The sequence below is a fragment of the Oceanobacillus senegalensis genome (genome assembly GCF_900176885.1).
In the GTDB taxonomy this organism is placed as follows: domain Bacteria; phylum Bacillota; class Bacilli; order Bacillales; family Amphibacillaceae; genus Oceanobacillus; species Oceanobacillus senegalensis.
Genome location: NZ_LT839648.1, coordinates 3,330,658 through 3,333,129 on the forward strand (window position 1 = coordinate 3,330,658; position 2,472 = coordinate 3,333,129).

1 protein-coding gene, 2 tRNA genes and 1 rRNA gene are annotated in these 2,472 nt (G+C 50.4%); all 4 read right to left on the bottom strand.

Annotation, left to right across the window (positions count from 1 at the left end):
* Positions 1-6: 6 nt before the first annotated feature.
* Positions 7-273: a hypothetical protein gene (locus tag CAO17_RS21460; RefSeq protein WP_218775516.1), complete on the bottom strand. Its 267-nt coding sequence runs from the start codon at positions 271-273 to the stop codon at positions 7-9.
* 223 nt (positions 274-496) lie between these two features.
* Positions 497-569: transfer RNA gene (locus tag CAO17_RS16060), tRNA-Ala, on the bottom strand.
* Between the two features lie 22 nt (positions 570-591).
* A tRNA-Ile gene (locus CAO17_RS16065) sits at positions 592-668 on the bottom strand.
* Positions 669-901: 233 nt separating this feature from the next.
* Positions 902-2,466 (bottom strand): 16S ribosomal RNA (locus CAO17_RS16070).
* Positions 2,467-2,472 lie beyond the last annotated feature (6 nt).

A 2,472-nucleotide genomic window follows, 5' to 3' on the forward strand; every position in this document is an offset into this window, starting at 1 on the left:
TTTTGACTACAGGGCTGTTACCCTCTTTGGCTCATCTTTCCAGATGGATTCGTCTAAAGAATTCCTTTGTAACTCCATGTGGAGTGTCCTACAACCCCAGAGAGCAAGCTCTCTGGTTTGGGCTGTTTCCGTTTCGCTCGCCGCTACTTGGGAAATCGCATTTGCTTTCTCTTCCTCTGGGTACTGAGATGTTTCAGTTCCCCAGGTATGCCTCTTGTGCCCTATGTATTCAGACACAAGTCCTGTTCCATTACGAACAGTGGGTTTCCCCATTCGGAAATCTCCGGATCAAAGCTTACTTACAGCTCCCCGAAGCATATCGGTGTTAGTCCCGTCCTTCATCAGCTCCTAGTGCCAAGGCATCCACCGTGCGCCCTTATTCACTTAACTAAAGTTACAATGAATAAGCGTGCTAATAAAATTAGCCTTGCTTTACAATAAATCTATTTGATGTCATTTGTTAGATTACTCTTATTTAGTTTTCAAGGTACAAAAGTGGAGCCTAGCGGGATCGAACCGCTGACCTCCTGCGTGCAAAGCAGGCGCTCTCCCAGCTGAGCTAAGGCCCCATATAATAATTTCATTTTTAGATGGTGGGCCTGAGTGGACTCGAACCACCGACCTCACGCTTATCAGGCGTGCGCTCTAACCGGCTGAGCTACAGGCCCATCTAAAAAAAGAATGATTTAATAATGAAAATCACTCTCTCAAAACTGAACCAAACAACCAAGTATGTTTCATCCAAATAAATATTTAGATATTCCGTAATAATCTAGCTTCAGCTCCTAGCAGTTCGCGTCATAAGCAATTGACACTCCAAGCACCAAAGACCAGGTGCTTTACGGTCCCTTGCTTATGCGGTCACCGCTGAACAGTCGCTTACGCCTTTTATCTTCCTTAGAAAGGAGGTGATCCAGCCGCACCTTCCGATACGGCTACCTTGTTACGACTTCACCCCAATCATTGGTCCCACCTTCGGCGGCTGGCTCCAAGAGGTTACCTCACCGACTTCGGGTGTTACCAACTCTCGTGGTGTGACGGGCGGTGTGTACAAGACCCGGGAACGTATTCACCGCGGCATGCTGATCCGCGATTACTAGCGATTCCGGCTTCATGTAGGCGAGTTGCAGCCTACAATCCGAACTGAGAATGGTTTTATGGGATTTGCTTGACCTCACGGTTTCGCTTCCCTTTGTACCATCCATTGTAGCACGTGTGTAGCCCAGGTCATAAGGGGCATGATGATTTGACGTCATCCCCACCTTCCTCCGGTTTGTCACCGGCAGTCACCTTAGAGTGCCCAACTGAATGCTGGCAACTAAGATCAAGGGTTGCGCTCGTTGCGGGACTTAACCCAACATCTCACGACACGAGCTGACGACAACCATGCACCACCTGTCACTCTGTCCCCGAAGGGAAAATCCTATCTCTAGGAGTGTCAGAGGATGTCAAGACCTGGTAAGGTTCTTCGCGTTGCTTCGAATTAAACCACATGCTCCACCGCTTGTGCGGGTCCCCGTCAATTCTTTTGAGTTTCAGCCTTGCGGCCGTACTCCCCAGGCGGAGTGCTTAATGCGTTAACTTCAGCACTAAAGGGCGGAAACCCTCTAACACCTAGCACTCATCGTTTACGGCGTGGACTACCAGGGTATCTAATCCTGTTCGCTACCCACGCTTTCGCTCCTCAGCGTCAGTTACAGACCAGAGAGTCGCCTTCGCCACTGGTGTTCCTCCACATCTCTACGCATTTCACCGCTACACGTGGAATTCCACTCTCCTCTTCTGTACTCAAGTCCTCCAGTTTCCAATGACCGCTCACGGTTAAGCCGCAAGATTTCACATCAGACTTAAAAGACCGCCTGCGAGCGCTTTACGCCCAATAAATCCGGACAACGCTTGCCACCTACGTATTACCGCGGCTGCTGGCACGTAGTTAGCCGTGGCTTTCTGGTTAGGTACCGTCAAGGTATGATCAGTTACTATCATACTTGTTCTTCCCTAACAACAGAGTTTTACGATCCGAAAACCTTCTTCACTCACGCGGCGTTGCTCCGTCAGACTTTCGTCCATTGCGGAAGATTCCCTACTGCTGCCTCCCGTAGGAGTCTGGGCCGTGTCTCAGTCCCAGTGTGGCCGATCACCCTCTCAGGTCGGCTACGCATCGTCGCCTTGGTGAGCCTTTACCTCACCAACTAACTAATGCGCCGCGGGCCCATCTGTAAGTGACAGCCGAAGCCGTCTTTCAAACTCTCCATCATGCGATGAAAAGTATTATCCGGTATTAGCTCACGTTTCCGCAAGTTATCCCAATCTTACAGGCAGGTTGCCCACGTGTTACTCACCCGTCCGCCGCTCGTTCCACTAACGTCACCCCCGAAGGGGATCAGTTAGCTTCCCGCGCTCGACTTGCATGTATTAGGCACGCCGCCAGCGTTCGTCCTGAGCCAAGATCAAACTCTCCAAAAAAGTTTG